Source organism: Pleurocapsa minor HA4230-MV1 (genome assembly GCA_019359095.1).
Lineage (GTDB): Bacteria > Cyanobacteriota > Cyanobacteriia > Cyanobacteriales > Xenococcaceae > Waterburya > Waterburya minor.
Genome location: JAHHHZ010000030.1, coordinates 112,151 through 137,876 on the forward strand (window position 1 = coordinate 112,151; position 25,726 = coordinate 137,876).

21 protein-coding genes and 2 tRNA genes are annotated in these 25,726 nt (G+C 39.1%); 10 read left to right on the forward strand and 13 right to left on the reverse strand.

Annotated features, from left to right (window positions below):
* Nucleotides 1-3: 3 nt before the first annotated feature.
* The 8 genes from KME09_21935 to KME09_21970 form a co-directional block, all read right to left on the reverse strand.
* On the reverse strand, nt 4-2,454 hold the full coding sequence (locus tag KME09_21935; GenBank protein MBW4536597.1) for an exonuclease: 2,451 nt from the start codon (nt 2,452-2,454) through the stop codon (nt 4-6).
* A 584-nt stretch (nt 2,455-3,038) separates the two neighbouring features.
* Nucleotides 3,039-4,661, reverse strand: coding sequence for a peptide chain release factor 3 (locus KME09_21940; GenBank protein MBW4536598.1), 1,623 nt, complete (start codon nt 4,659-4,661; stop codon nt 3,039-3,041).
* Between the two features lie 106 nt (nt 4,662-4,767).
* Nucleotides 4,768-5,121: a type II toxin-antitoxin system PemK/MazF family toxin gene (locus KME09_21945; protein ID MBW4536599.1), complete on the reverse strand. Its 354-nt coding sequence runs from the start codon at nt 5,119-5,121 to the stop codon at nt 4,768-4,770.
* Entirely contained in the window at nt 5,105-5,341 is a 237-nt protein-coding gene (locus tag KME09_21950) for an AbrB/MazE/SpoVT family DNA-binding domain-containing protein (GenBank protein MBW4536600.1), read from the reverse strand. The genes KME09_21945 and KME09_21950 overlap by 17 nt, the downstream gene beginning before the upstream one ends.
* A gap of 121 nt (nt 5,342-5,462) precedes the next feature.
* Entirely contained in the window at nt 5,463-6,191 is a 729-nt protein-coding gene (locus KME09_21955; GenBank protein ID MBW4536601.1) for a peptidase, read from the reverse strand.
* Nucleotides 6,192-6,300: 109 nt separating this feature from the next.
* Complete coding sequence (locus KME09_21960; GenBank protein ID MBW4536602.1) at nt 6,301-7,596, reverse strand: adenylosuccinate lyase; 1,296 nt, start codon at nt 7,594-7,596, stop codon at nt 6,301-6,303.
* A gap of 71 nt (nt 7,597-7,667) precedes the next feature.
* Nucleotides 7,668-7,740, reverse strand: a tRNA-Thr gene (locus KME09_21965).
* A gap of 78 nt (nt 7,741-7,818) precedes the next feature.
* On the reverse strand, nt 7,819-8,466 hold the full coding sequence (locus tag KME09_21970) for a response regulator transcription factor (protein MBW4536603.1): 648 nt from the start codon (nt 8,464-8,466) through the stop codon (nt 7,819-7,821).
* Between the two features lie 414 nt (nt 8,467-8,880).
* On the opposite strand from KME09_21970, the gene KME09_21975 reads away from it, so the two are divergent.
* Nucleotides 8,881-9,474: a nitroreductase gene (locus tag KME09_21975; GenBank protein ID MBW4536604.1), complete on the forward strand. Its 594-nt coding sequence runs from the start codon at nt 8,881-8,883 to the stop codon at nt 9,472-9,474.
* A 30-nt stretch (nt 9,475-9,504) separates the two neighbouring features.
* Here KME09_21975 and ligA read toward each other — a convergent pair whose 3' ends face one another.
* Both ligA and KME09_21985 read right to left on the reverse strand, forming a co-directional pair.
* Nucleotides 9,505-11,532: an NAD-dependent DNA ligase LigA gene (gene ligA / locus KME09_21980; GenBank protein ID MBW4536605.1), complete on the reverse strand. Its 2,028-nt coding sequence runs from the start codon at nt 11,530-11,532 to the stop codon at nt 9,505-9,507.
* A gap of 414 nt (nt 11,533-11,946) precedes the next feature.
* The gene (locus KME09_21985; GenBank protein MBW4536606.1) at nt 11,947-14,523 is read right to left on the reverse strand and encodes an EAL domain-containing protein; all 2,577 of its coding nucleotides are present in this window, start codon (nt 14,521-14,523) and stop codon (nt 11,947-11,949) included.
* A 446-nt stretch (nt 14,524-14,969) separates the two neighbouring features.
* On the opposite strand from KME09_21985, the gene KME09_21990 reads away from it, so the two are divergent.
* From KME09_21990 to KME09_22020, 7 genes are all read left to right on the forward strand, one after another.
* Complete coding sequence (locus KME09_21990) at nt 14,970-16,499, forward strand: YifB family Mg chelatase-like AAA ATPase (GenBank protein ID MBW4536607.1); 1,530 nt, start codon at nt 14,970-14,972, stop codon at nt 16,497-16,499.
* Nucleotides 16,500-16,687: 188 nt separating this feature from the next.
* Nucleotides 16,688-17,770 carry an alanine dehydrogenase gene (gene ald / locus KME09_21995; GenBank protein MBW4536608.1) on the forward strand — a complete coding sequence of 361 codons (1,083 nt, stop codon included), beginning with the start codon at nt 16,688-16,690 and terminating at the stop codon, nt 17,768-17,770.
* Between the two features lie 54 nt (nt 17,771-17,824).
* Nucleotides 17,825-18,718 (forward strand): lipoyl synthase, encoded by an 894-nt coding sequence (gene lipA / locus KME09_22000; GenBank protein MBW4536609.1) that lies wholly within the window; start codon nt 17,825-17,827, stop codon nt 18,716-18,718.
* Nucleotides 18,719-19,218: 500 nt separating this feature from the next.
* Complete coding sequence (sigC, locus tag KME09_22005) at nt 19,219-20,427, forward strand: RNA polymerase sigma factor SigC (GenBank protein MBW4536610.1); 1,209 nt, start codon at nt 19,219-19,221, stop codon at nt 20,425-20,427.
* A 174-nt stretch (nt 20,428-20,601) separates the two neighbouring features.
* A complete protein-coding gene (locus tag KME09_22010; GenBank protein ID MBW4536611.1) occupies nt 20,602-20,853 on the forward strand; it encodes a hypothetical protein in 252 nt (83 codons plus the stop codon).
* A gap of 237 nt (nt 20,854-21,090) precedes the next feature.
* Nucleotides 21,091-21,164, forward strand: a tRNA-Met gene (locus KME09_22015).
* Between the two features lie 240 nt (nt 21,165-21,404).
* Nucleotides 21,405-22,406 (forward strand): hypothetical protein, encoded by a 1,002-nt coding sequence (locus tag KME09_22020; protein MBW4536612.1) that lies wholly within the window; start codon nt 21,405-21,407, stop codon nt 22,404-22,406.
* A gap of 33 nt (nt 22,407-22,439) precedes the next feature.
* Here KME09_22020 and KME09_22025 read toward each other — a convergent pair whose 3' ends face one another.
* Together KME09_22025 and KME09_22030 are read right to left on the reverse strand one after the other, a co-directional pair.
* On the reverse strand, nt 22,440-22,829 hold the full coding sequence (locus KME09_22025) for a type II toxin-antitoxin system VapC family toxin (protein MBW4536613.1): 390 nt from the start codon (nt 22,827-22,829) through the stop codon (nt 22,440-22,442).
* Between the two features lies 1 nt (nt 22,830).
* Nucleotides 22,831-23,055: a hypothetical protein gene (locus KME09_22030; GenBank protein MBW4536614.1), complete on the reverse strand. Its 225-nt coding sequence runs from the start codon at nt 23,053-23,055 to the stop codon at nt 22,831-22,833.
* Nucleotides 23,056-23,361: 306 nt separating this feature from the next.
* Between KME09_22030 and KME09_22035 the strand changes: the two genes are divergently transcribed.
* Together KME09_22035 and KME09_22040 are read left to right on the forward strand one after the other, a co-directional pair.
* The gene (locus KME09_22035; protein MBW4536615.1) at nt 23,362-24,387 is read left to right on the forward strand and encodes a pentapeptide repeat-containing protein; all 1,026 of its coding nucleotides are present in this window, start codon (nt 23,362-23,364) and stop codon (nt 24,385-24,387) included.
* Complete coding sequence (locus tag KME09_22040) at nt 24,377-24,763, forward strand: hypothetical protein (GenBank protein MBW4536616.1); 387 nt, start codon at nt 24,377-24,379, stop codon at nt 24,761-24,763. Before KME09_22035 ends, KME09_22040 begins: the two co-directional genes overlap by 11 nt.
* Before the next feature lie 434 nt (nt 24,764-25,197).
* Here KME09_22040 and KME09_22045 read toward each other — a convergent pair.
* Nucleotides 25,198-25,726: type IV secretion system DNA-binding domain-containing protein (locus KME09_22045; GenBank protein MBW4536617.1), on the reverse strand; the 529-nt coding region annotated here is incomplete at its 5' end.

Here is a 25,726-nt window from a genome sequence, read left to right on the forward strand (position 1 = left end):
GTATTACAATATTGCTTGCATCAGCCAATAGTCTTGGAAATAATCCCCCGCTATTTTGATTGCAGGCTGGAATTCTGTCTCCAGATCGATATCTAGATCCTGATTGTAAACATCGCTGACAAATTTATATAAAACTTCAAAGGTAATTCTGTCATTCCGAGTAAAATTCCTAAACTCACCGTTTTTTGTCTGGTTAAGTTTGTCTATTTCTTTGCTGCCAATAGTTTTCGGTGAAATTACATCGCTTCTAGTATCACGCCAGAGGATAAATTTAATTTGTTCTGTAGTCGCCACCGCTGCATTAAAATTTTGTATTCGAGAGGTAAATTGGTTTCCTTTGCAGCTACTGAGAAACCCGATGCAGAGGTTTTTATTGCTGATTAGGCGATGGGGTGGAAAGACTCTTTTAGTTGGCATAATATCGGTTTCTAGTTCCGTTATCTGCTTGAAAGCTTCGATAATATCCTGTAATTTGCCGATATCTTTCTCATCGAGCAGAATTTCCGCCTCATGGTAGTCTTGCTCTAATATTTCTTGCTGAGTTGCCAAATAATCTCGCACTTTTGCTTCTAGAGTCTTTTCTAAGTTGGGGGGAGAATCAATTAAATCTGGCTGCGTGACGTTCGTTTGATTAATTGTTTGAGTTTCTGGTGGAGTTACAACAAAGCGATTAAATGCTTGGGCAATATTGCTGAGAAGCTGTTCTAATTTATGCTGCCGTGACTCTAGTTGATCTAATCTAGAGATAATAACAGAGTCTAATTGCACTTTAACATCTTCCTCGCTGGCGATCGCAGTTTGTCGAGTGGGGAAGGGAATATTTTTATACTTGTAACGAAAATACTCGGCTGCATAGTTCAAGACTGCACGAATAGAAACTTTGTCCTGGGTTATTTTAGCTATTTCTGATGGCGTAAAGAGGTTAGTCAAATCAGAACCTACGGCTTGAGCCTTTAACTGTAAGATTTCTTGAATTTGGGCTTCAGTCGGCGCTTGAAGGAAAACTTGATATTGAGAAATGCGATCGATAATTGAGCCATCAAAAGTTTGCTGTAGCTGTTGCCATCGATGAGGAAACAAATTGAGGATAATTAAGCTATGGGGAACTCTAGTAAATATTTCCTTGACAGCTTCCCCAAAATTAAGCAAAATAGAGCGATTATGCTCTAATCCCAACATTTCTAGCTGGTCAAAAACAATGATTAGCGGTTCATGGAGGAGAGATAATTTACCAAAAACAGCGATCGCATCTAGGGAAAAGTCTTCTTTACTGATCTCATCATGCCAACTGTTCAAGCCAATTTTATCAAGTTCTTCTGGTGCTAATTCATCCGCTGCCAGCCATTTTTTGATGAGCTGTTTATAGCCAGGATCGGAGTAACGACAAAATTTGACAATTCCTTTGATAATCTCTGGAGCATAACCCACTGCGCCATACTGTTTAAACCACCAGTCGCTAGTAAATTTCTCTATATAGTCCCAGTTATTTCTTCTGGCTTGAGTACCTTCTCCCCCAAGTATTTCATAAAGCTTAAGGGGATCGTCTTGGATTTTAGCTAAAATAGCTTGTATTCTCTGGGTGTCGATCTTGGTCGATTTAATAATGCCAACAAAAGTATTAGCCAAGAAGTATTCTAGTTGATTAAATCCCGTCCCTGGAATTGTCCTGTTTAGCGATTCTAAGATGCTGCTGTAGGTATGATATTTAATCGTATTAGCGTCATTAGGACAGGGAATAAATAACAAACGGTTAAGCTTCAGTCTTTGTTGAGCCAAACGCATGATTAAATGAGTTTTTCCCGTACCAGGTTGACCAATAATTACTGCGCCTTTACTTTGATGATTTTGATCGTATTTAATATCGTCAATTACCGACTCTAGGGTATTGTACTGAGAGTGATAAATATTACTATTGTCGGGATGAGTCTGAAAGGGGTTATCAACACGACTGCTACCAAAGGGATTGACTTGAGGTGTAGTTAAATTCATACGCTGAATAGTTAAATATAGTTGGTAGGTAAACTGAGCATCATAACGAGCTACATGGGCTTGTTCACGATTAAAATACTGGCGATTTACTTTGAGATTGAGTTTTTTAGCCAAATATTCCAAAGAATAACTAGAAGCAGCTAAAACTCTTTGAGCCTGTCTATAGGTGCAATATATCTGCCGATAATCAGGAAAAGGTAAAGCAACTTGGTTAAAACTTCTCTTTAAGACAGCTAAATCGTGTTCTGCATGATGAAATACTAATATTTTACCTTCGGCGATCGCCATAAAATCAGCTAAAATTTTGGTTAGTGGCTGATAAGATCTTCCTTGATGGTTATACCTAAAGTATTCTTGGTTAAAAGCTTCATAGATCAATTTTCCTTGGCTATTGATAATTGCAATTTCGGTTAATTCTCTTCGCCCTTCCGTATCAATAACAATAAAATTCAAGGATCGAGTCATGCCAAAGTTAAATCTGACTTCTAGGCTAACAAATTTTTGGCGTTGCTGATCTAAGCTATACCATTTGCCCTAAAGCGATTATCTTGATTGTCAAGTTTAATCTGTTTTAAAAGGCGATGCCTTTATGCGAAGCGGTATGCCACGGCACTAGCTTCGCGATCGCTAAATTAAAATTTCTTAGATTTTCGTACATCGCAATTTGACATCAAAGTTTTTTTGATGTTTAGGTATTAATGAATTCATTTAAAAATTGGTTAATTAGTTGCCAATCTTCATTAATAGCGATCGCCTTCCATCCCTCCTGTGGCTTCGAGTACAATTAATTCTGGTTGAATATTTTTTAGAGTTTGAACTAGGTTGTTGATGCCTACTTCATCATTTGTTACTTGAAATAACTTTGATGATGGACGGAGATAAACATCAAGGCTTTTCTGACAAACATCTATTTCTACCCATATGCGTAGCTATTGCTTTAGCATAAGCTTCTTGCTCAATAAGCTCAAGCGGGGCTTGTCCTTGCCGCACTGAGGAGAACCCCGCCAACGCTTTTTCGCGCTTCGCAAATAATCAGTAATCAGTAATCATTAGTCTGGTTGTATACCTGCACCCACAGGAGCGATCGACTTTAACTCTAATTCAGGAGTATCCTGTTCAATTTGGCGTAGATTCCACTCATTCTTAAATAACAGAACTGGTCTACCCCAATTATCCTTAACGGCGATCGCATTAAAGATCCGACCTGCTTTGGCTAAGGCGTCCCAGCCACCATGTACCCAGCGTGCCACACTATAGGGTAAAGGTTCAGTAGTAGTTTCGACGTTGTATTCATTTTGCATCCGAAACTGAACTACTTCGATTTGTAGTTGTCCTACCGCAGCTAAAATGGGGTCGCGTTTGAATTCATCAGTAGAATACATGACCTGCACTGCTCCTTCTTCACGCAATTCTTTAATGCCTTTTTGGAACTGCTTAAATTTAGATGGGTTAGGGTTTTTCAAGTAAGCAAATATTTCGGGGGAAAAACAGGGTATACCTTCGTATTCAATCTTCTTACCGTTATAGATGGTATCGCCGATCGCAAATACACCAGGATTATTGAGACCAATAATATCCCCAGGAAAAGCCTCATCCAACGATTCTCTACCTTGAGCAAATAGCTTTTGGGGACGAGATAGACGGACTGTTTTCCCTGTACGAGCGTGTTGTACCGTCATATCTTTTTCAAACTTACCAGTACAGACGCGCACAAATGCCACGCGATCGCGATGTTTGGGATCCATGTTTGCCTGAAGTTTAAACACAAACCCCGTAAATTCCTCGTAGGTAGGCTCAATTACGCCAATCGATGAGTTGTGGGATTCGGGCGGTTGGGCATACTCTAAAAAGGCTTTAAGGAATAGCTCTACCCCAAAGTTAGTCATGGCGCTACCAAAGAAAATCGGCGTCATTTTCCCTGCATGAACCTGCTCTAAATCAAAATCCATGCCAATTTCATCGAGGATTTCTAATTCTTCTTTGAGCTGGTAATAAAGCTCTGGTTCGAGTAAATCCTCAATTTGCGGATCTCCTAATTCAATTACTGTATCTTGAGCCGCTTTGCTACCGTGAGAACGTCTTTCAAACAGGTGTATCTTCCTTTGCCGACGGTCAAACACACCCTTAAAGCGATCGCCCATACCGATCGGCCAATTTACAGCATAAGTCTGCAAACCGAGTTCTTGCTCGATCTCGTCAATCAGCTCAAAAGCATCTCGACCAGGACGATCTAGTTTATTGACAAAAGTAAAAATAGGTAGCGATCTCAACTGACAAACTTCAAACAGCTTGCGAGTTTGTGGCTCTAAACCTTTAGCAGCATCAATCAGCATCACGGAATTATCCGCAGCAGCCAAGGTTCGATAAGTATCTTCACTAAAATCTTGGTGTCCAGGAGTATCTAAAAGGTTAATCTGAAACTGATTATAGATAAACTGCAACACTGTAGAGGTAATCGAAATACCCCTTTGTTGTTCCATTTCCATCCAGTCAGATGTCACTTTGCGCTGTTCTCGTCGGGCTTTAACCGCCCCCGCTTCATGAATTGCGCCCCCGTAAAGTAGAAGCTTTTCTGTGAGGGTAGTCTTTCCCGCGTCAGGGTGGGAAATAATCGCAAAGTTACGACGGCTGGATACAGCCTGTTCGATTTCAGTCTGGAGTTCTGCGGGCATGGAATACACTGGGCAACAATTGTTAAGAATATTATATCCTTTGTCAAGGATCTAAATCTTAGATCTCAACTTTGAAGTGGCTATAAGCTTTTAAAAGATGTTTTAATCAATATAGAATTAGAGGCTCTAACTTGGCACAAATTTCTTCGATTACCAAAGGCGGTGCTTCTTCAATGAACTTAATTTCTCTGGCTTGCCAATCAATACTTCTGAAATGATGAATTAAAACTACTCCTTTTGTTTGCATCTCTTCTGGCAACAAAACTTCAAAGCTAAATCCTTTAATTCTGCTGGTAATTGGGCAGACAAAAGCAAGAGAAGACATAGAATTAAATTGTTGGGGCGATATGATAATAGTAGGGCGATGTCCCGCTTGTTCTCTACCAGTACGGGGATTAAAATCTAACCAAACTATATCTCCACGGTGGGGTATATATTCTGCACTACCAAATTTCTTCACCCTCTACCTTGCCCCAATCGTATTCACCACTAAAATCTTCGCTGTTTGCTCCTGCTAGTAATTCTGCGAGAGTGTATTTTAGTTTTTCAGGAGTAATGACTAGATTATTTTCCGTCACTTTAATTGAAACAGTCATTCCTTCTTTCAAGTTGATTTGATCGCTTAAATTTTTGGGAATGCGGATTGCCAGACTATTTCCCCACTTGGCAACTGTTGACATCTTTGTTTTTCACTAAAATAAGTATCTACATTGTAGATTATTGTAGATTTTTTTGGCTCAATATGGCAAAAAGCCCTAAAGAATACGCCTTCGGATATGGTATAAACGATCGCTTTTGGCTCTACTGAATTTTCCAGCCTAATCTAGTTGGTTGCTGATAAATTTGCTTCAGAGTATTAATATCTCGTTCAGAAATAGCTGGGGGATTGCTTACCTGGGAGAAATAGAGAGCATCTTCTGCTTTTGGGCTATGTCCCCAGATTCCTAGTGCATGACCTAATTCATGGCGCATGGTAGCTAATAAAGATACTCCCGTAAAATTTGGGCTTACCTGGATCGTCATGCGTAAAGCGATCGCCACAGGATTTGCTGTTAAATAAAATTTGTAGTTGGTTTGGGCGGAAACTGCTCGGGGAATTTCATACAGTCCAGTATTAGGATTCAACTTGACCGCTCTTTCTGGTTGCGATCGCAATACTAAGATATCGGCTGTATTTCTTGCTGATACTTCTTGTAGAGGTAAATAAACGTTCCACTCGGCGATCGCTTTTCTGGCTGTCTCTGTCCACTGCTGAAAACGCTGATTGGCTGCGGTATTTTCTGGCGGTACAGAGTCTATATATATCTTCAGCGGAAACTGTGACCACACTAGATATCCTAAAGGCGTTGATTTAATCTCGTTAAAGTAATTTCCCTGGTTGTTTTGTTTCCAGGTGGCTAAAGACTGAGGTAAAGCATGAACTTTTGCTGGAGGTAGGTTAGAAGTGTCTTGGGGTTGTGAATGGACAGCCTGATGAGAAATTGCGACCATTAAGCAAATGGCGATCGCCAAGATAATCGTCGTCATCATGACCCGATCTATTCGCGATCGCCAAATTTGACCAGTTTTAGCCAGATTTCTGATCGGGGCAAACGGCGACGCGTTAGCTAATCCTTTAGGATGTTTACCCCGACGATAATTAAATACCCAATCTTTGATAAATTTCATCTAAGTTTTTCAGATGATGATTGGGATCGAAGCAGCTATCAATCTCTTCGGTGGATAAAGTCTTAATCACAGTTTCAGACTGAGAAATTAATTTACGGAAGTCGCCCTCGCTTTTGTTCCAGGCTTCATGAGCGCATCCTTGGACTACTCGATAGGCTTCTTCACGATTCATGCCTTTTTCGACCAAAGTAAGCATAACTCGCTGGCTAAAGATTACTCCACCATAGACATTCATATTACGCTTCATGTTTTCAGGATATACCAGCAGGTTTTTCACCAAGCCAGTAATCTCTTTGAGCATAAAGTGAGTCAGAATACAGCTATCAGGTAAAATTACCCGTTCGACGGAACTATGAGAGATATCTCGTTCGTGCCACAGGGCGACGTTTTCTAAGGCAGCTACAGCGTTGCCGCGAACAATCCGCGCCATTCCCGTTAATCTCTCCGAACGGATGGGATTACGCTTGTGAGGCATGGCTGACGAGCCTTTTTGGTTTTTAGCAAAGAATTCTTCTACTTCCAGAACATCCGTACGCTGGAGATTGCGAATCTCAACAGCAAAACGTTCGATCGAGGCGGTAAGTAAAGCTAGTTGCTGCACATAATCGGCATGGCGATCGCGAGAAATTACCTGGGTAGAAGCACAATCGGGTTCTAAACCTAGTTTTTGACAGGCGATCGCTTCAATCTGCGGATCTACGTTGGCATAAGTACCGACAGCACCAGAAATTTTACCTACGGCAATCTCTTTACGCAATCTGACGAGGCGATCGCGATTACGCAATACTTCCGCTAACCAACCAGCCAGCTTAAAGCCAAAAGTAATCGGTTCGGCATGAATACCATGCGATCGCCCAACCATTACGGTATAGCGATGCTGCTGTGCCTGATAACGAATTGCCTGAATTAATTCTTCGAGACGCTCTAAAATCAGATTCAGACTAACTACCATTTGTAGTGCTAGTCCTGTATCTAAAACATCAGAGCTAGTCAAGCCTAAATGAATATATCTTCCTGCATCACCAACATATTCATTAACATTGGTTAAAAAGGCAATTACATCATGACGCACTTCAGCTTCAATTTCTAGTACCCTTTGGGGGTCGAAATTAGCTTTCGCTTTGATCTCATCAACGGCTGCTTGAGGAGTATAACCAAGCTCTGCTTGTGCCTCGCAGACTGCTATTTCTACCTGTAGCCAGGTTTTGAGTTTATAGTTATCAGTCCAAATTTCGCCCATTTCGGGCAGAGTGTAGCGTTCAATCACAGTCTGTTCAGCAAAGTACAACTGTCAATTGTACAACTATGTTTGCCCATCTAAACTAAATCTATTTCTGAAGCTGGCAACAGGACTTGAACCTGCGACCGGCTGATTACAAATCAGCTGCTCTACCAACTGAGCTACGCCAGCACTAGAAATATATAATAGCAGACTATTTAACTAACTGGGATTTTTTTTAAGATTACATACCTAATCAAACTCTTACCCCTATACCATACTGCTTTCAATCGACCACCTTGCCAATTCGGTACGGTTATTTAAACTTGTTTTGTTGAGCATGTTAGAAACATGGCTTTCAATAGTTCGCTGACTAACGTTCAATTGAAGAGCAATCTCACGATTTGCCATGCCTTTGGCTACTAGTTGAACCACTTTGCTTTCTGTTGGCGTTAATTCAACGTTGTGGGGAACAACAATAGTTGGTGCGCCATCAAGACCTTTGGGGCGACCACTTTCCCAACGTTTGATTTGCTTGAGGGAAGACTCTACCTGAGCAACTAATTCTTCTGGTTCAAAAGGTTTAGACATATATACATCAGCACCTTCGTTCAGACCTTTAACTCGATCTTGACTTTGCCCTTTAGCAGAAAGAAACAACACAGGAATACGATTAGTTACAGGCTCTTGGCGAATATGCTTAACCAGAGTGTATCCGTCCATTTCTGGCATCATTACATCACAAATAATCATGTCTGGAACCAGATTATCCAGAAGTTCTAAGGCTTCTCGACCGTTTTCAGCCGTATCTACGTTGTAGCCTCTAAATTCAAGGTAGTCTTTTACCAGTAAAATTAAGTTGGGATCGTCATCTATGAGCAGCAGTTTTTTATTGTCTTTCGGGGAGTTGTCTTTCATAAGTATTAATGCTTAGTTTTTGGCTTAGGTATGGTTTGACGCACTAATGGCGCATAACTATTTATATTTAAGTCTGGAAAGAATCGCTGAGTAAATAAACTTAAGAATATGTTAATTACAGTAGAAATCAACAATAGCTGATTTACTGAGTTTATGGTGAAATTACACAACTCCTAATTTAACCTTAATTTTAGTTTTCGACATCCTTTTAAGAGTAAATATTTAGAACCAGTCTCAATATTTACTCCAGTCTCTTAATTTTTTAAAATATAAATGCAACACGATCTCTAAAAAAAATATTTCAGATTAAATCTAGTTCAATAATTTTATTGAATTTATTTAAGCTAAACAAGATTAATTAGTAGAAAAACATAATAATATTGATTCATTGCACTTACTTTATTGCTCATCGTCATGGTTACTTTTACAGAACAATTCAATACCATAATTAAATCGCGTCGCTCAACTAAGCCAAGACTATTCAACGGTAAGAAAATAGATGACGAGATTATTTGGCAGATCTTGGAAAATGCTAATTGGGCGCCTAATCACGGTTTAACTCAGCCTTGGAGATATCAAGTTTTTACTGAGGCAGGATTAATTAAATTAGCAGAATTTCAGGCGACTTTATATCAAAAAACTACTGACCCCGAAAAGTTTAAGCCTGAGAAATATACAAGAATGAAAAGCAATATTCTTCAATCTTCTCATGTAATTGTTATCTGCATGGAACGACAAAAATCCGAAAAAATTCCTGAAATAGAAGAGATAGAAGCTGTAGCATGTAGTGTGCAGAATATGGCGTTAACCGCAGCAGCTTACGAAATTTGTAGCTTTTGGGGATCTGGTGGGGTGACCTATACGCCTGAACTAAAAGAATTTTTGGGACTGGGAGAAAAAGATCGCTGTCTCGGTTATTTATATTTAGGTTATAGCGATAATCCAGCTACAACCAGTCATCGTAATTCCATCAAAGAAAAGACAATCTGGATTGCACAAAATGCATAAATCAATAGTTTTGACTCAAAAAATTAATAACTAATTAATAGACAACATATTTAATAATTCTGCTTCACTCAGTTGGGCGATCGCTAGTTGTTCAGCCTTAGCTAGTTTTGAGCCTGCATTTTCTCCTAATAATAGATAGTCGGTCTTTTGGCTAATTGAGCCTGTAACCTTGCCTCCCGCCTGTTCGATCAGTTTTTTGGCCTCATCACGTTTGAGGGTGGGTAGAGTGCCTGTAATGACAAAAGTTTTACCTGAGAAAATTTGGTCAGTTTTGTGGGTAGAAGTTTTACTGGCTGAGTCAAACTGTAATCCTGCCTCTTGCAATTGTCGAATCAAGGTTTGGTTAGCAGGGATTCTCACCCACTCAAATACAGACTGGGCAATTTCTGCACCAATGCCATACACTGCTTCGATAGATTCAAAAGAGGCTTGGGACAACTGTTCAATGGTCGAAAAATTTTCCGTGAGGATCTTGGCGTTAGTACTACCGACATAACGAATACCCAAACCGTATAAAAGTCGGTCATAAGTTTGATTTTTCGATTCGGCGATCGCCTTGACTAAATTCTCGGCTGATTTTGTCCCCATGCGTTCTAAACTAGCTATTTGAGCAACGGTAAGAGAATAAAGATCCGCAACAGAAGTAACTAAATTATGCTTCAGCAATAAAATTACCATTCTTTCGCCTAAACCCTTAATATCTAGGGCATTACGAGAAGCCCAGTGAATAATACTCCCGCGCAAAATTGCTGGACAAGAGAGATTGAGACAACGGGTAACAGCTTCGGTTTTAGGACGTATCAAAGGAGAACTACACTCAGGGCAATCGCGAGGCATTTGATAGGGAACGGTATTAGTAGGACGCAGATCGGGTAAAACTCTGACTACTTCAGGGATAATCTCCCCTGCCTTACGAATAATTACCGTATCGCCAACGCGAATATCCAGTTCGGCAACGCGATCGCTATTATGTAAAGTCGCTCGTTGTACCGTAGTCCCTGCCAGCTGTACAGGCTCCATTACTGCCATTGGTGTCACTGCCCCTGTACGCCCCACATTTACGATAATATCTTTCACAATCGTGGGGGTTTCCTCCGCAGGATATTTTAAGGCGATCGCCCAACGGGGAAACTTTTGGGTAAATCCTAGCTGCTGCTGTAGTTGATAGTCGTTGAGTTTTACCACCACTCCATCAGTCATATAGGGTAAAGTCTTTCTCCCCGTATCCCATTTCTGAAAATACGCCTCGACTTCTGCTAAAGAATTACATAGTTGACGATGAGGATTAACTAAAAACCCCATTTGCTGAAGTAATTCTAGAGACTCCCACTGTGAACTAATAGCTTGATTTTCAGCATGTAGAGTATAGGCAAAGAAATTGAGCTGACGTTGGGCGACGATTTTAGCATCTAACTGACGCAGTGTTCCCGCAGCAGCATTACGGGGATTAGCAAATAAAGCCTCTCCAGATTTGCTTCTTGCTTGATTAATTGCTGCAAATACCTTTAAGGGTAAAAATGCTTCACCTCTGACTTCTATTCTTTGGGGTGGGTGATCTAGGCGATCTAAATTTAACTTTAAGGGAATGCTGCGAATAGTCCTGATATTTTGGGTAATTTCTTCTCCTGTAACTCCATCACCACGGGTTGCGCCTCTAACTAAAATACCGTTTTCATAGGTGAGAGCGATCGCACTACCGTCAATTTTTAATTCACAAACGTAGCTGAATTCTGGGATAGTTTCTAGCTGTTTTTGCCAACGAGTTGACCATTTAGCCAACTCCCGCTCATTAAAAGCATTTTCTAAACTATACAGAGGAATATTATGTTTGACGGAGTTAAATCGAGTAACAGGGCGATCGCCGACTCTTTGGGTAGGACTATCGGCAGTAATTAATTCTGGATACTCGGTTTCTAGATCCTGTAGCTGGCGATATAGTTGGTCATACACTCCATCTTCCATAATTGGACTATCCATGACGTAATAGGCATAACCCGCTTTTTGCAACTGTTCTCTTAGTTGGAAAACTTTTTCTTTGGTTTCTGGGGTAATAGTCATAGTGTTTGGTTGACAGAGGTAATTCGAGGGATCGGTAGACCTATAAATTTAATTTGGCGTTGCTGATTAAGTAATGCTATACAAAGGATTAATGCTCGCAGCTATAAGCTATAAGCACAGGGCTTACGCCCCAAGCGCGAAGTGCGCTTGCCCCGAAGGGGCTGTAGATTTTAATCAATTTTTACTTTTCGGTAGGGAAACAAAATATTTTATAAGCATTACGCATTCATCAACACCCTTAATTTTAATTACTGATGTTACGCACCTGCTAATTTACTCTCTAGTTTTTACGTAGGGGTTTTAGAAATCTACTACCTACTACCTACTACCTGCTACCTGCTTACCTGCTAACCATGAAGCCGATCACCTAATTGTCTATCGCTAATTTTGTACGGCTATAAAACGATGGGAGGTTCAATCTTGCTCAAATTCTACTGATTCTAATTGCGCTTCTTTAGTTTGCAATACGGTTGGAGATTGAAGGGTTGTATGAGTTTCTGCTGAATCATCTAGCTGTAATAGTTTTCTAGCTTCGTCAGCAGCCAAAGGACGACCAAACCAATATCCTTGTAGATGATGGCAGTTTAAACTGCGCAATAATTCTACCTGTTCTTTAGTTTCTACACCTTCAGCAACTATCCTCAGATTAAAACCTTTGCCGATCTCAATGAGTGCAGTAACAATTGCCAAATCTTGTGGACTGTCGGTAAGCTGCTGAACTAGAGCGCGGTCTATTTTTAGAGTATCGAGGGGAATTTGCTTGAGATATTCTAAAGCAGAGAAGCCGTTAGTAAAGCCATCTACAGCAATCTTGATTCCTAAAGACTTTAATTGACTAATCAGATATCGGCTATGGTCAATATTATCTATTAAAGTTGCAGCATTGACTTCTACCTCTAACAAACTAGCGTCAAAATCTGTTTCTGAAAGTATTTCAGCAATTTTTTGTGGGAGATCTGATTGTTGAAATTGAACTAAGGAAAGGCTGACAACAATTTTAGAACAAGGCATTGCTTGAGTTTGCCACTGCTTATTTTGAATACAGGCAGTACGAATTGTCCATTCGCCAATCGGCACAATGAGCTTGGTTTTTTCAGCTAATCTAATAAAGTTTCCTGGTGCGACTAAACCTAGTTCAGGATGTTTCCATCGCAGCAAAGCTTCTATAGCTTCCATTTTACCACTGTCAATATTGATTTGTGGTTGATAGTAAAGCTCAAATTCTTCTTGCTCTATAGCCTGCTGTAATAGGCTTTCTAACTCTAAAGCGACTAAGGCTTGTGAGTTCATGGCATCATCATAAAACTGGTAATCAATTTTATTTTTGCTAGCTCGTTCAAGAGCGGTATTCGCACTAGCCATTAAAATTTCAGGATCGATTCCATCTTGAGGATAGACAGCAATCCCCGTCACACTACTAATCGAGGCTTTAGTTTTGCCAAGGGTAAAAGACTGATGGGTTGATTGATTAACTCGTTGGGCAATTTTAGTTACTTCTTCAATATCGCTAACGTGTGATAGTAACAGCGCAAATTTATCTTCCTGCCAACGAACTACCGTATCTCCTGCTCGTAAACAGGTATCTAATCTTTTTTCTAAAGCTACTAGTAATTTTTCGTAGTTTTCCTCACCAATGCTGGCATTTATGTTGGGCAGAAAATCTAGTTTACAGAATAAGATCGCTAATAATTTTTGACTTCTTTTAGCATTAGCGATCGCTGTTAATAGCTGTTGATTAAATAACTCTCTTTTGAATAATTCATTCGTTACTTGTTCGATAGTATTTACGGGAGCCTTGGGTTGTGAACTACGAATAATCAAACAAATACTTTCTTGTGATTCAAATTTGACCATGCTTATTTGAATCTGAGCTGGAATTAAATTGCTGTCTTTATGGCGTAAGTAGTATTCTCCTTCAAAACTATTATTTTCGGCAATTATACTTTTAATTACTAAAGCAAACTTTTCTGATTTATCGACTAATTCATAGATATTCATCTGCAATAATTCGGCAGTAGAATATCCCAGGATTTTGCTAGAAGCAGGATTTGCTTCAATAATCTGTTTGGTAGCAGATTCAACTAAAATAATACTTTCAGAAATTTGCTCACTGATCCGACTATAAAAAGTTTTAACCTGCTGTAATTCTTGCTCTATTTGCTTTTGCTGAGTAATATTAGTTAAATAGCTGCGAATTACTCTTTTTTCTGGTAGATAATAAGCTGTTTGCTGAAAAGTTGATTGGTTGATGGTAACTTCACGACTAATTATATTGTCATGTCCCTGATGATATTGATTCACCAAGTTATTCAATAAGGGGTGATTTAATTTACGATGGTGAATATCCTGAAAGTTAATTATTCCAGCGGAATTAATATAGGTAATATTGCCATAAAGATCGCTCTCAATGATTGGTTGAGGACTTAACTCGGCTAATGTAAGCTGTATAGAATTATCGAGAGGTTTTTCGGTTTTTGGCGGTGTTTTTTGCTCTGAAGATTCATCTAAAGATACAACTGTTTCTTTATTGACCAAGATATCTGGCTGGACTACTGGAGCAGGTGTAGCAGAAAGAAGTGCTAAATTTTCTTCATTTGATGGGGCAGCATTTTTTGGTGGATCAGTGGAGATTTTATAGCTGACTGATGCATCTCCGCTAAAATGTATTACATCTCCAGACTGCAATTCATGAACTAAAGCTTTTTTACCATTAATATAAATACCGTTTCGACTCCTATTACCTTGCAGATCTCCATCCAAAATCCAATAGGAGCATTGATTAGTTTTCTGGTCTGTTCTCCTGAGTATAGTAGCATGATTGCGAGAAGTTTTCTGACATGAAAGAACAATATCATTACTAGAATGACGACCAATAGAATAGGTGGCAGCATCAAGCTGAATTTCTCTAACAAAAGATGGATCTTCAATTAATAATAGATGATGTATCTGCTCTAAATCCATTTTTTGAGTTTGATTATAATTGGTATTCATATTGTTATAATTGACATTAAAAACTAATTTTTAATCCAATATTTTGCTAATAAGAAAGCTTGAATAGTTAAAATATAAGAAATAAAAAATCAAGATTTATACATAATTTGCTAAGAAAAAGAAAGCTATGTAGTAACAAAGCTCAAATATGATAATTTAGCTTATATTAGGCTTATTTTTCTTATTCACTGAGATAGATCTAAAGTATTAATACTAATAAAATTATTGCTTGTATGAGAATACGTCAAGATCTAAGCTTGAATTAAAGTCACCTGATAAAAATCTATTTTAGTTGAGACTTTACTTTTTGGTGTCAAATTAATCAATCTATACCCAGTACTAGATTAACTAATGAAATTTAAAAATTAGCGAAACTAGTAAAATTGCGGTTAGACAATTCTCTATTTACGACCTAGGCTGGAAGAAACAAAATAAGTTGTTAATTCATGTTAGCAAGGGTTTGGAGTGCAGCGATCGCTGGTATTGACGCTATCAAGGTGGGAGTGGAAGTTGATGTGTCAGGCGGATTGCCAAAAATTATCGTCGTGGGATTACCCGATGTGGCAATTCAGGAATCGAGAGAAAGAGTTAAAGCAGCTTTGAAAAATGCTAACTTTGCTTTTCCCGTGCGTAAGATTGTGATCAATTTAACACCTGCGGATCTGCGCAAAGAAGGGCCTTGCTTTGACCTGCCGATCGGCGTGGGTATTTTGGCTGCATCAGAACAAGTAGATCCCCAATTGTTAGGCGATTATCTGTTCTACGGCGAAGTTTCCCTTGACGGTACACTGAGGGCAGTTTCAGGCGTTTTACCGATCGCCGCCGCAGCCTCAAAAATGGGTATTGCAGGACTTATTTTGCCCGTGGGGAATGCCCAGGAAGCAGCAGTAGTTAATGATATTAAGGTTTATGGATTTGCCAACCTCAGACAAGTTGCCGACTTTCTTAACCAGCCAGATAAATATCAGCCTGTAATTGCCGAAAATCCGTTAGCTAAAAAGCGATCGCTCCATCATATTCCCAACCTTAAAGAGGTTAAAGGGCAAATCCAAGCCAGACGTGCTTTAGAAATCGCCGCAGCAGGGGGACACAACTTAATCTTAATCGGACCTCCAGGGAGTGGTAAAACCATGCTAGCTCAGCGCCTTCCAGGAATTTTACCCAATCTTTCCTTTGATGAAGCTTTAGAAGTTTCTCAGATCCATTCTGTTGCTGGACTGCTCAAAGATTGTGGTGAATTGGTTACCGAAAGACCGTTTCGTAGTCCTCACCATTCGGCTTCAGGGCCATCGTTGGTTGGGGGTGGTAGTTATCCACGTCCTGGAGAAATATCCTTAGCTCACAAAGGCATACTTTTTTTGGACGAACTCACCGAATTTAAGCGTAACGTTTTAGAATATCTGCGCCAACCTTTAGAAGATGGACAGGTGACAATTTCCCGCACCCGTCAATCGGTAATTTTTCCCGCTCAATTTACCTTGGTTGCTAGTACAAATCCCTGTCCCTGTGGCTATTTTGGCGATCCGATTCAGCATTGCACCTGTTCCTCTCGTCAAAGAGAAAATTACTGGGCAAAGCTATCTGGCCCACTAATGGACAGGATCGATCTGCAAGTAGCAGCAAACCGTCTTAAACCCGAAGAAATGCTCAAACAAACCACAGGAGAAGACTCCGCCATAGTTCGTCAAAGAGTTGTCGCTGCCCGTAAGCTGGCTGAAATACGTTTTGGGAATGAACCAGGAATAAGCTGTAATGCAGAAATGCGATCGCATCACTTAAGAGAGTTTTGTATTCTAGATGATACTAGTCGCAACCTACTCGAAGGAGCAATTAGGAAGCTAGGCTTATCCGCTAGGGCGATGGATCGGGTGCTGAAGGTATCGCGCACGATTGCTGACTTGGCAGGCGATCGCGATTTACAAAGTAACCATCTAGCTGAAGCTATTCAATACCGCACTATAGATCGAATGCAATAGGCAAAGTATTAGTTAACTCCTAAGAAACAAATTAATCTGCTGAGGCTGGGAAAGGGGAAAAGGGAAAGGGTAAAAGGGAAAAGGGAAAATTAGTTCAATTGATGAATAGTAACCAAAACCACAGATGATTTTGCTTAACTAATAGAGTATTAAACAATATTCAAGCATTACTTAGTTGAGTAAATTAGATGGAAATAGGTGTTCCTAAAGAAACCAAAGACCAAGAATTTCGCGTGGGTTTAACCCCAAATAGTGTTCAAGTATTATCGAGAAACCATACGGTATTTGTCGAAACCAATGCAGGACAAGGTTCGGGCTTTAGCGATCGCGAATATCAGCAGGCGGGAGCTAAAATTATTACTGATGCTGCCGAAGTTTGGTCTAAAGAAATGGTGGTAAAAGTAAAAGAGCCTTTGAGCAGTGAATATAAATATCTGCAACCAGATCGACTGCTGTTTACCTATCTTCATCTAGCAGCAGATCGCTCTTTAACTGAAGCCTTAATCAATTCTGGCATAACGGCGATCTCCTATGAAACTGTAGAGCTAGATAATGGTATCTTGCCTTTGCTAACTCCCATGAGCATTATTGCAGGACGTTTATCAGTCCAGTTCGGCGCTAGATATTTAGAAAAGCAGCAAGGCGGTAGAGGAGTTTTGCTGGGAGGTGTGCCAGGAGTCAGCCCTGGTAAGGTAGTTATCTTAGGTGGTGGTGTTGTTGGTACGGAAGCAGCGAAAATTGCCGTGGGGATGGGGGCCAAAGTCCAAATTATTGATATTAATGTCGAACGTCTTGGTTACCTAGAAAGTCTATTTGGTTCACGGGTAGAGTTACTTTATAGTAAGGCTGCTCAAATAGAACAGGCGGTTGAAGATGCAGATTTACTCATTGGCGCAGTGCTGGTGGTGGGTAAAAAAGCACCTACTTTAGTATCTCGTCAGTTAGTTACTCAGATGCGTCCCGGTTCAGTCATTATCGACGTGGCTGTCGATCAGGGTGGCTGTATCGAAACCCTGCGCCCAACCTCTCATACAGAACCAACATACGAAGAAGCAGGTGTGGTTCATTTTGGCGTACCCAATATGCCTGGGGCTGTTCCTTGGACAGCTACTCAAGCTTTAAATAATAGTACTTTGCCCTATGTAGCACAGTTAGCCAATCATGGTCTATCAGCTTTAGCCAACAATCAGGCTTTAGCCAAGGGATTAAATATTAAGCAGGGACAAATTATTCATCCTGCAGTCCAAGAAGTTTTTCCCGATCTAGTTTGATTAAACAGATAAAATAAGAAATGATTAATGTTATAGCAACTGGAGCGATCGCGAGTGATAGCAAAACCAGACTGGTTAAGGGTCAAAGCACCGCAATTAGAAAGAGTCGGCACGGTTAAAGAAATCCTGCGGGATTTGTCTTTAAATACTGTTTGTGAAGAGGCATCATGCCCCAATATCGGAGAATGTTTTAGCGTTGGCACAGCGACTTTTCTGATTATGGGCCCTGCCTGTACTCGCGCTTGCCCCTATTGTGATATTGATTTTGAGAAGAAACCCCAGGCTCTCGATCCTAATGAGCCATTACAGCTAGCCGAAGCAGTACACCGTCTCAAGCTCAATCATGTTGTAATTACCTCAGTCAATCGGGACGATCTCCCTGATGAGGGCGCATCGCAGTTTGTGCGCTGTATTGAGTCAGTTAGGAAGATATCACCCCAAACTACCATTGAACTGTTAATTCCCGATTTATGTGGCAACTGGAATGCTTTAGAAATTATCTTGGCTGCTCAACCTGATGTTTTAAATCACAACACCGAAACTATTCCCCGACTTTATAAACGGGTACGTCCTCAAGGAAATTATCAGCGATCGCTTGAACTTTTACAACAGGCACGCAAAATAGCTCCTTGGGTATACACTAAATCTGGCATCATGGTTGGTTTGAGTGAAACTGATGCCGAAGTACGAGCAGTAATCCAAGATTTGCGAGATGTGGACTGTGATATTTTAACCATTGGACAATATCTGCAACCTTCCCAAAAACATCTAAGTGTCCAAGATTTTATTACTCCCGAACAGTTTCATGCTTGGCAAAAATTTGGAGAATCAATTGGCTTTTTGCAAGTCGTTTCTAGTCCCCTAACTCGTAGTTCTTATCATGCAGAACAGGTTAGAGCCTTAATCCAGCTTTATCCTCGCCAGAAACCTCATATTTCTCCAGTATAATTACTGACACGAAACTCAATATTTGCTTACTTGAAACCGCAGATTAAAAAACGGTTTCTTTTTTTTCACTTTTTGCAGGAACTCGCTAACAAATGCTCTGTATTCATTGCGCACTAAGTAGTTGAACCTTGAATATAGTCAATTTAATTAGGCGCTTTTTTGGCTAGTTATGTAAAGAAATGTAAAGTTTTTTCGATTAAGGGAACTTTAAATAGGGTAGATCCTTCCACACACCATAAGCAATATTTGATAGCTTCCTCAATATTTAAGTGATTAAAACAACAGCTAATTAGCCGTATAATCACGCAAAAGAGCGCCGACAAACTGAAAAACAGCCAAACAATACTTCAGTTTATGTTCATTTTAAAAATGAATTGGGCAATCTATTTGAAGAGGAGGAAGTTACGCCCACAACCTTCACTTGAGTCGTCATTACCATGATCCCTATGCTTGCTAATTCTTCGTATACTGAAACCGACGGAAACAATTTTTCTCCTGACATGGAGCTAAATTTAGACACGGAAATCGATCTTGACAAAGATAGCGCTCATAAATTGAGCGAAGAACTAGTTGAACTTGATTTAGATAGTGCCGATCCTGATACGATTGCTCGAAGAGGCAGTCGCACTACTACCGATTTAGTTAGACTATATCTCCAGGAAATTGGTAGAGTTCCTTTGTTAGAAAGAGACGAAGAAGTTTCTGAAGCTCAAAAAGTACAGCGCCACATTCATATCGTCGAAGAACGAGCTAAAGCTGCTGAGGCAGGCAACGCTACTTTACAAGAATTTATTAAGCTAGTTGATGTCCACGATCGCTTGGTAACTCAGCTCAGTCATCGTCCCTCAATCAAAAGATGGGCAATGTCAGTGGGAATGGAGATTCCTGTACTCAAAGAAAAATTAGCGGTGGGGAAACAAGCTTGGGCAGAAGTAATTAAGTGTGATGTCAAAGAATTAGATAAAATTCAAAAGAATGGTATTCATGCCAAGGAACATATGATTAAGGCGAATTTACGCCTGGTTGTTTCTGTAGCTAAAAAGTATCAAAATCGTGGTTTAGAATTACTCGACCTCATTCAAGAAGGAACTCTGGGTTTAGAACGAGCAGTAGAAAAGTTTGACCCCACTAAAGGCTATCGTTTTAGCACCTATGCCTACTGGTGGATTCGTCAGGGTATTACCAGAGCGATCGCTACTCAAAGCAGAACTATTCGCCTTCCTGTCCATATCACGGAAAAGCTCAACAAGATTAAAAAAGCCCAACGTAAAATTTCTCAAGAAAAGGGACGTACACCCAAAATTGAGGATCTGGCTAAAGAGTTGGACATGACAGCAGCGCAAATCCGCGAAGTCTTATTGCGTGTACCTCGCTCAGTTTCTTTGGAGATTAAAGTAGGTAAGGAAAAAGATACTGAGTTAGGTGACTTATTAGAAACCGAAAGTGCTTCTCCTGAAGAAACCCTAATGCGAGAGTCTCTACAAAAAGATTTACATTATCTTCTATCAGAATTAACTAGTCGCGAACGCGAAGTAATCCAAATGCGGTTTGGATTTGGGGGAGAAAAGCCCTTTTCTTTGGCGGAAATTGGTCGTTGTCTAGAATTATCTCGCGAACGAGTTAGACAAATCGAAGCAAAAGCATTACAAAAATTACGCCAACCACGGCGCAGAAATTTAATTAGAGATTACTTAGAGTCTCTCAGCTAAGTAAATTAGCAAATTAGCAAGCAATTAAACAATTAATTTAATTTGGATTTGGGTTAGGCATTGCCTGACCTTTTTTATTTGGAATGACTGTAGATGAAAAATAAATATTGCCTCAATGGCGTTTTTTAAACAGCTTATGGGAACTATAAAGATTACAGTTATCAGCTAGTTGCCATGCCTAGAAAAGCAGACGAATACGCAGTTCATATTTTAATTGCTGGCGGTCATCGAGAAGAAGTTCGCTTTAGTACCGTTCAAGAGTTCCAAAAATGGTACAGCACTGAGTTAATGACAAAATCCGATTCCGCCGAGTTTATTAATGTGCCGATTAAAAACATTCAGGGCGAATATATGGTGCTTCGCCCTCAAAGTGTCTTGGCTATTCGGGTAGAACCTGTATTTCTAGGTAGTGTCGAAAGATTTTAAAATTGTTCTTTAGTTTTAATTCAGAGCAGCTAGTTGAGAAATCAATTAACTGCTCTTTTTCTTATTTCTTATTTCCTATCATTGCCTGATCAAGCAATATTTTTCTACGAATATTATCGCGACCTTGGCTGAACTTGATGTATATCAATAGTTGGAATAAACCATAGCAAAACTTTACTCCAAAACAAATTTTACTTAAGTACATAATTTTGCTATATTAGTATTTGTATTAAATATGTCAGAGTAGCTCAGTTGGTTAGAGCATCGGACTCATAAGCCGAGGGTCGGGAGTTCAAGTCTCCCCTCTGACACTTTGAAAAGCAAGGCGTAGAGCCAATGGTAGCAATGGTTAAGAGTTTTTAGCAGTATTATGAAAACTCTTAAAACCGACCAAATACTCTTAAAAATGATCTAAAATTAGATCAAATTTAGATCAGTTTTAGAGCTTGGATAAGTTAGCCATTCTTCTAGAGAAAGCCAACAGTAGGCTTAAGACCTCAAACTCTGGAATCAAGATATTTAAACGAGGTCAGAAATTATCACTCAGGGGAATGCTTCCCCCAAAGAAAGGGAAAGATAAAGATTCTCAGCAGATTGTTAGTCTAGGGGTTTATTGCAATGCGCCGGGAATTCAAAGCGCAGAAAAACAAGCCCAAAAGCTAGCAAGTCAATTAGCCTTAAAAGAATTTAGGTGGGATGAATGGGGTAGTAGTCAATCAAAAAATCGCGATCGCTCTGGTTACTGGATTGAAGAGTTTGAAACGGACTATTTCAACCGTAAAGAGAGAAACAAGCAAAGTCAAACTACTTGGGATACTGACTACAATCATATTTTTAAAAGACTTGACCCCGATGAAACACTAACGAGAGAAGCACTAATTCAATTGGTTTTAACTACTGACCCAGATACTAGACAACGACAAAGGGCAGTAATGGCAGCTAGTAGCCTGGCTAAGTTTGCCGAGATAGAAGTTGATTTAGGAAGATATAAGGGAAATTATTCTTATTTAAAAAATAACCATCGGATACTGCCAACCGAGGAAGAAATCATTAAATATTATTGGTCAATTCCTAACCCACATTGGCAACGTGTCTTTGGATTAATGGCTGCTTATGGTATATCGAATCACGAGCTGTTTCATGTTGATTTGGATAGCTTGCTTCAGCCACCAGGACATTTGGTTTCTAGGTACAGAAAAAAACATTATGGTGTTCGTAGAATCTACTGTTTATATCCTGAATGGTATGAAGATTGGGAATTGTATAAACATGTAGATTTACCACGGGTCACGGGAAAAAATAATCGCGATTTAGGGCATAGAGTAACTACGCAATTTAGAAGATACAACTTGTGTAAAGCTGGAGATTTACGCCACTGTTGGGCAATTAGAGCAATGAGTTTTATTCCCGATTCAATGGCAGCGAGAATGATGGCTCATGAAATCCAGGTACATAACAAGACTTACAAAAGATGGATAGATAAACATGACGAAGACAGATTTTATCAATTGCTAATTAATAGGTCAGATAGACCTAAACCCCCGACTGTCTAAGGTTTTATACGAGGGCAAAAATAATTTCTATTTTCAAGGATAGGAAAGTAAATTAAGTTCTGAGATAAAACGATAATCTTTTTGATTTTTGCTAAGTAAAGGTATATTAGTTACTATTGCAGTTGCTGCAATTAATCCATCTGGAATTAGTAAACCATGACTTAGACGGTGCAGGCTCAATAGTTCAACTGCCTTCTCGGAGATAGATTCATTAACTTTGATAATTGCATAATATCGCAGAAACTTTTCAAGATTTTGTAATTCTGTTTTGTTCCGACAGCCAACAATTAACTCCATTTGAGTAATGGTACTAATAGCTAAAATTGAGTTGTTTGCTGCTGATTGAAGGCGATTAATAGCAACTGGAATTCCTCTACTAACATCGATTAGGATATCTGTATCAATTAAAAGCTTTTGTTTCACTTTAACTTGTCCATTCTTGCTGCCTTACCTGACGTACCCACTGACTACTATCCTCCATATCCTCCCGATCTTTCCACATACCCACAAAAGGTTCATCCTGGGGATTAGATAGTTTGATTTCCGTAGATAAAGTCTGAACTTGCAACTTTTGTTCGAGATTTATTCTCTCTTCTGTTGTCAAAGAACTAATTATCTGTACTAAAGAATCAATTAATTTTGTGTTCATCATTCTTTTTCGCTGATCAAAGCTTACTTAATTTATTGTATTGATTAAAATCAGCAATTTCTAAATTACGTTTGATGTGAATTAGAAGTTGCTGATTGATAGATTTAAACTCTCAAAATATAGATTAGATAGTGAAAGCTGTCTAAATAGAGAGTTGAGATTCATAGGGCGTTTTTACTTTCGTCGGTAAACCCTTTTTACTCGGCTCTCTCACTTTACCTCAAAACATTACAAAAAACCACAAAAACTATTAATAAATGTAATATTAGTAGTGTGATAGGATAATGGTCTCTATTTATATCTATCGTGGCTAGATCAACATTGTCAGACAAATCTCTATCAGAATTAATCAAGAAAGCAAGAGAGGGTAATAATCTCACCCAAACAGCTTTTGGTAGTTTTTTTAAACCTTCCATAGCTCAACCTACGATAGCGAGATGGGAAAAAGGAGATCTGTTGCCAAATCGAAAGCATTTTCCAAAAATAGCTTCATTGTTAAACATTACATTGGAAGAATTTTGCGAACTCATTAGCAAGCAATTAAGCGAAGAGGGCATTATTTTTCCTGGCATGGATGATTGGGTTTATATTCCAAATAAGCGTCATTTAAATACTCTTAATAAAGGTGTGAAGTCGTGGAATCGCTGGAGAGAGAAAAATTATCGAGTGATACCTCAACTATCTGGTGCAAAACCAAAAGAAGATTATTTAGACGAAATAGATCTTCACCATGCTGATTTAAAGGGTTCATTTTTACAAAACAAATCTCTAAGAGCTTCAAAGCTTAGAGGAGCTATTCTTTGTGAAGCAAATTTGAGTAATGCAAATTTAAGCGATGCCGATCTTTTAGGAGCAGACCTTATTGGCGCAAATTTAACTGGAGTTAACCTGACAAATGCAAATTTATGGGGAGCTAATTTAAGTGAGGCAATTCTTGTAGATGCTATTTTATGTGATGCTAATTTCAAACAGGCAGATTTAAGTAATGCAGATCTGACTCATGCTGATATGAGAGAAGCTAATTTTAACCGAGCAAATTTTGAATATGCAATTCTCAAATATTGTTTCATCTATGGAATATCTAATTGGAATATCAACTTAAATAAAGCAGTTCAAAAGCAACTATGCATTTGTCCAAATAAAGTGGAGTCTATATATGTAGATCGGATGGAAAATGCAGTTATTAAATCATTAGAAATAGATAATAATGATGTTCCAGAAATAGTAAAATTTGCAGGTGAATTACAGACTGCAATTAGTAAAAGTAAATCTAGCTTCAAAGAGAAATTGAATAAGTCACAAAATCATAAAGGAGTTAATAGTGAAACTTAAAACTAATTCTATTCTAGGAGAAATCAAGATTGAGTCGAATGAAAGCTGCAATATAACTAGATGTATCTATCATTTCCAGCCATCAGATTTTTTACCCCTTTACTGTTTGCTTAGAATATTTGAGTTTAAGTCCAAAACCATAGTCATTGCTAGTCAGTTAAAAGGCGTAATTCTTTGGGATGAAATTTTAATCGAAAATATTATTGAAGATTTTGAGCTGAATTGTGAAAATTTATACTGGATAAATCATGTAGGTTTATTTAGTGACTATATGCCAATAAAAGAAAGATTTTTGCACACCATTTTCTCTTTTAGAAAAAAATCTATATTTTCTCAGATAAAAATAGATCTACAAGAAGAGAAGAAAATCGACTAAAAGGAGATTATATAGTTTACTGAAATTATATTTAGAACCTACTTTAGACTCTTTGAAATTAAGTTATGAAAAAGAAAAGCTCATCTTTGAGTCAGAATCAAAAACTTTGCGTGGAGCACTTTTTTACCAACCACAATCTAACTATTGTAAATTTTCTCCTTTAAAGGAATTTTCATACAGATCTGAAAAATTAGCAATACCATACATAGAAACGTATAATGTTGAAACTGAATTTGTAATTTGCATTTGCTTTGATATGGATCAGAGCATTTGTGGTATTTTTCCTAAATGATGGATTCTTGTCGTAGCAATAGTTTCAATTGAAGCTAAATAGTTTGTCTGAGTCAGTCGGCGGAGCGAATCGGGCATGGGAAGAGATCTAGAATCTTAGCATTCCCTGTGCGAGCCATCGCAGCCCGACGACTGGCAACTATCTAATCCTCCAAATCTCGCCACTGATCTTGAATATTGTGATCTGTAGATGAATTTGGTAACGAAACAAACCTTCTGGCACGAGCAGCAAATTTCTTAGGCTTGAGCTTAACAGGAGCGCAATCTTGAGCAATCTTGAGATAGCCATAAAGGTCGCGGAGGTTAGCCAATTCATCAGGCATCACAGCATAACTCTCTCGTAACTGTTCATTAAAGCTATCTGTTCGACTATTACCGCTGCTACCAGAACGACGAGAGCGACTATGATTCTCTGCTGTGTAGCGAAATTCTTGCTTACCGATAATCTTCGCCATAGTTTCTGCTGTCTGAGGGTCGGCACAATTTAAAATTAACTTAGTCTTTGTTCCCTGCAAAATAATTCGAGTATGTTGCGGTCCATACTTAGCGATGAAGCTGCCAGAGATTAGTTTTAAATAGCCAAATCTAGTCACCAGCTTTTCTAGCACATAGGGCAAAATCATCACTGGATGTTCGATGAGAAACAAAGCAACCTCTGTATTCTCCATTCCC